The sequence below is a fragment of the Candidatus Thorarchaeota archaeon genome, assembly GCA_013388835.1.
GTDB lineage: Archaea > Asgardarchaeota > Thorarchaeia > Thorarchaeales > Thorarchaeaceae > JACAEL01.
On record JACAEL010000049.1, the window covers coordinates 1 to 4,726 of the forward strand.

The window sequence follows — 4,726 nt, forward strand, 5'->3', positions numbered from 1 at the left end:
AGGCTGTCTGCCTCACTGGGCGGTCTCCAGATGCTGCCCTCGTAGCGTATCATCATGCTTAGATTCTTGCCGCACCCTTTTACTGCTTGCGCCCTGGTCACTCTCTTCCACTTCAGTCGGCGTTGAAGAGAACGTGAGATGGGATTCTGAGTGAGAGAGGTTCTCCTCAATGATGGGGATATACAAGGCAGCGGGTTCTGGAAGCGCGCCCCAAGTCTGTCCGGCAGAGTCATTTGCTGGAGGACAGAGTCTCAAGACGAGGACAAGTGAGGAATGGAACCAATCCGACCGAGTCTGCTCGACAAGTATCACATCTTGGCATACCTCTGGGTCCTTGCCCTATTCACCGAGATCAGCGTACTCTACCGACTCACAATTGGTGGCGCCTCTGGAATTCTAGGGCCCACTCCCGGTCCGCAGACTCCCTACAACGCACCTGCTCCGACACAGAGCTCACCGGGGTCCGGATCTATCTGGCCGCTCTGGGGTTTTCCTGCAAGGCCCTTGTTCGAACAGGTGGTCTTCGCAGCTGTGGTGATAATGATCTTCGGAGTACTAGTCCTGTTCTTCCGCAGAAGAGGATATGTGACTCCGAGTGTCGCACTCGTGACTACTGTTGTATGGATGTCAATCTTAGCGACCAGTCTGTTTCAGGGCTGGGAGATTGGAATAGTGGCACCGGTGGGAGGCCCATCTGAGATCCTGAGTGATGCAGTCCAAGTCCGCAATCCGTTGGAGTTCATAGCCCAGTTCGTGTCAATACAGGACACTCTCTCAGTGCATGCGCGTACCCAGCCACCCGGCGCTGTCCTTACAATGTACGTCCTGTACGTCCTGCTGGGTTCGCCGTGGGCAATCTCGGTGGGAATGAGTCTGGGCGCATCTGTAGCTTCGGCGTATTTCATACACGGAATCTACCGACGGCTGTTCGACAGTGAAGCAGCTCGATATGGCTGTCTCCTCTATCTCCTTCTCCCTGCCGTCCAGGTGTATTATCTTGCAAACATCTACGCAGTCGTCGCAGCTCTCATGGTTGGTCTTCTCTACTTCTATCTCCACGACAACCGCAGTGTCAGGATTGTAGGCAGCACGGTGTGTATGTTCCTCGGCTCGTTCATCACGTTTCTCTTTGTCTATGCTGTGCTGTATCTCTTCCTCTTCGAAGTGATGCGGACAGGGATCCGTCCTGAGACCGGGTTCCGCAGATGGATTGAAAGCCAGATCCGTTCACTGCGGTACCTGTTCGCTATCAGTGCACTCACTGTCGCTTCCTACATCGTGATGTTCGCAACGCTGAGCTTCAACTACATTGCGGCGTTTCAGTATGCAGCTTTCTCTGAGAACCCTCGCGGCTTCACGCTGCTTGCCAACCCGGTCGAGTATGTGATTACAAGACTGCAGTGCGTGCTGGACATAGTGTTCTTCTTCGGACCTGTACTCACGGTACTGGCATACAAAGGTGCAGTACAGCTTTGCAGCCGTCTGAAGACAGAGTCCCCAGACAGGACAAAACATGCACTCCTCATGTCTTCACTGGCGGCTCTACTGATTCTCTTCTTGACGGGGGCACCGAAGAAGGGGGAGACCGCACGAATCTGTCTGTTCGTGCTGCCAGTGCTACTAGTCCCAGTCCTTGCATACGTCCTAGACTCCCGGATGGACAGGAAGGAGAAGGGCATACTGCTTGTCCTCGTGTTCGTTCAGACAGTTCTCATGCAGCTCTTCGGAGTCTTCATATGGTGAGTTCCATGCATTGTTCAGCTTCTGATGGCGGCTGCGTCAGATGGCCGCATCGGATTGACAGGACCTCCTGATTTCGGGCTGGTGTGTCCGGTCACAGCACTCTTGACAATGGCCTGGACGTCTGTGCACCTGAGAAGAGATGCGAGTGCGTTCAGCATCCAGTATCATACGGAGGTTTTTCTTTGTTCAAGTCGCTACATACTGTGAGGACTCTCCATTGCCAGTGCCAGTCTACAAATGTCTGTTGGTCGGAGATGCCAACGTGGGCAAGTCGTCGCTCATGAGGCGGATACTCCTTGGTGAGTTTGATCCTAGCTATTGCGCCACAGTCGGCGTGGACCTGAGCGCAGTGGCCCTGAACATAGACCCAGTCACGCCTGTCATCCTCACCGTCATCGACTTGGGAGGTCAGGAGGACTTCTCGGCTCTGAGGACACAGTACTACCGAGGCGCTCACTATGCCCTGTTAGTCTTCGATTTGGGGTCCAGAACCACTCTTGAACACCTGTCAGACTGGTATCGAGGAATGAACTCCACACTGACTGTGACAGAGAAGAGACAGATACCGGGCATGGTGGTGGGCAACAAGGCAGACGGAGAGAGACCGCGACAGGTCGACAGGTCGGAGGGAGAACAATTCGCCAGCAGCATCGGCTGGCCCTACATAGAGACCAGCGCAAAGACCGGTGCCAATGTCGACAGACTGTTCATGGATACCGCCCAGACCCTCTACAGACTATATCCACCCATTCCCCGGTCTCAGGCACCAGAACAGTGAGCGTATGAATGGCAAGGGAGTGCAAAGTTGATAACCACTCGTGACAACTGGATGATAGATGTGGACCATAGAGGGTGTGTACTCTGGATACTGGTACTTTGTCAATGGTAACAGGAACCCTGCTCCTGTTCTCATCGGATATGACATCTCTGCTCTGGAGATGGGGGACGCCTCTGGCCGCAACCGGCGATGGGAGATACGAGCTGCTCTTCTTTGAGCAGGTCATTGAGTGGTTGAGAACGAATATATGGCCATACCTGAGCCCAATCGTCGATTTCATCGAGTCCACTCCTCTCGTATGGAGTCTCATGGAAGTGGGGATTGTCGTTTCAATAGTCATGGGAGGACTTGCATTCATGCTGTACGAGGGCAGGGCAGCACTCCGAGTACTCTCCGGCAGTCTCGCCAGTCTGGCAGCTTCTGCCCAGCAGCCCACAGCATTACAGACGCCGAGTGTTCGACCAACCACGTCGCCGTCCGCCCGGTTTCCACGGGAGACAGTGAAGAGAGAAGTCGTGCCACAGAGGCAGCATCACGAAGTCACACATGCAGGAGTGAAAGTCATCGCCACAATGCAAGCCCATGGTGACACACACACGCTGAAGACAATGGTCACAAACCAAAACGACTACAGAATTGAGATGGTCGTCGTGACAATCGACCCGCCAGACGGGGTCGAACCTGCAATCGGGAGTTTTCGTATGCAGCGGCTTGGAACTATCAATCCCGGAAGCACACAGGTGGCCCAGTTCTCGATGCGCTCACTTGGTGGCAACGTCATGGATGTTTCCGGACAGATCGAGTTCATCAGTGCCAACTACGAGATAACCAAGATAGACCTGCCAGTGCCCCGTCAAGAGTGAACATGGTCGAGCCGCCGAGTCGGAAGCAGACTGAGCCTTGACTCCGCAAACCTTGACCAACGCCCGATAGCCGAGCACTCACAGACTCTTCCTGTGTGGTAGTGTCATTTGAAACGACGCAGACACCGAAGACTCGGCCATCTGAAGCTTCAGCAGACCGCATTAAGTGGTCTCAGTCCCATTCCCGGGTATTGACGAGTCTGCTGTGTAGGCACCATTCAAATGACAGTGAATCGCGAGTCGGCTGGGGAGTGGTACCACATCAACCGGACACGAAGGCCCGACGCCGAGTCCGCTGTGCACAGGCGCGTTCAATCGCTGATTGTGCCGTGATGCGTCGGACGGACTTAGTACATCTCTTGGTGGCCATCACCGGCGAGGAACATACCCGTCCTCATGATGTACTCTCGATACTGGTCCCCAAATCGCTCATTCATGACTGACTCCTCATACTTGGCAATCATGTACCAGAAGCCGATGCAAAGGCACACCGTCAGCAGAATTGTCATGCTCCGAAACAGAAAGAGGTAGGCAAGATTCATGTAAATGACGGCCGCTATCGTAGGGTGGCGAATCTTCGAGAATATGCCGCGTCGCTCTATTTGTCGCACGCGGGAGGGTGAAGTCCAAGCTGCAGGATACTCATGCGCGCGGCCCAGATATCTGACAAATCTGCTCGCCAGCCAAATACCAATCAGAATCGACACGAAGTCAAGGAAGCTTGTCCCATGACTGCGAGTGCTGAGAGCTGCTGGCAAGAGTATTATGAAGTTCGCTATCACAGCGGCTGATCGCAAGACCGTATAGGGCCCGAATTCATCGGAGTGTTGGTCCTCGCTCATAATCACCCCTCACGCTACTGAGAGACTGAATGCAGATAAACTTCCCGCATCGGAGGAGTCTGTTGGAGAGTCCATGTGAAGAGTCGCTGATTAGGACTGTGGAATCGAGGTGATGTAGACTATTCTTGGCCGCCCCGTTCCATGAAGATGGCGTCTTAGCGAAGACATATCTGTACCTACGGCAGGACGCCACTCCACCGTATGGAGCCGTACTTCAATGTTCGATGAACTAGAGTTCTGTGTTGCCAAAGGCGACTCGCTAGGAGCCAGCTTTGTCGAGGCAAGATACGAAGACCTGTCACTTCGCACACTGCAGCGTTCGGATGATGTCTGGAAGGACCTGATTGTGAGACTGCGAACAGGCTTCTCAATCACATGTTATGTGGACGGCGTGTCTGGTTTCTCGTTCACCCCCAGTTCCAAGAGGGAAGACCTTCTTGCAGCGACCGACAGAGCGGTCAGGATGGCGAAGGCGTCCGCATCAGTAGCAACGCTGAAGC

General features: G+C 54.1%; 6 protein-coding genes. 5 read left to right on the plus strand and 1 reads right to left on the minus strand.

The genetic code is table 11. The features are described 5' to 3' along the window. Positions 1-273: 273 nt before the first annotated feature. From HXY34_08740 to HXY34_08755, 4 genes are all read left to right on the plus strand, one after another. Complete coding sequence (locus HXY34_08740; protein NWF96217.1) at positions 274-1,743, plus strand: hypothetical protein; 1,470 nt, start codon at positions 274-276, stop codon at positions 1,741-1,743. A gap of 223 nt (positions 1,744-1,966) precedes the next feature. Continuing rightward, positions 1,967-2,521, plus strand: a complete 555-nt coding sequence (locus tag HXY34_08745; GenBank protein NWF96218.1) for a GTP-binding protein — start codon at positions 1,967-1,969, stop codon at positions 2,519-2,521. A gap of 58 nt (positions 2,522-2,579) precedes the next feature. Then, entirely contained in the window at positions 2,580-2,738 is a 159-nt protein-coding gene (locus HXY34_08750) for a hypothetical protein (protein ID NWF96219.1), read from the plus strand. Between the two features lie 16 nt (positions 2,739-2,754). Continuing rightward, on the plus strand, positions 2,755-3,384 hold the full coding sequence (locus HXY34_08755) for a hypothetical protein (protein NWF96220.1): 630 nt from the start codon (positions 2,755-2,757) through the stop codon (positions 3,382-3,384). 347 nt (positions 3,385-3,731) lie between these two features. Here the strand turns inward: HXY34_08755 and HXY34_08760 are convergent, their stop codons facing one another. Next, positions 3,732-4,226: an isoprenylcysteine carboxylmethyltransferase family protein gene (locus tag HXY34_08760; GenBank protein NWF96221.1), complete on the minus strand. Its 495-nt coding sequence runs from the start codon at positions 4,224-4,226 to the stop codon at positions 3,732-3,734. A 217-nt stretch (positions 4,227-4,443) separates the two neighbouring features. Between HXY34_08760 and HXY34_08765 the strand changes: the two genes are divergently transcribed. Then, positions 4,444-4,726 (plus strand): hypothetical protein (locus HXY34_08765; GenBank protein ID NWF96222.1); only part of this gene is annotated, 283 nt, incomplete at its 3' end.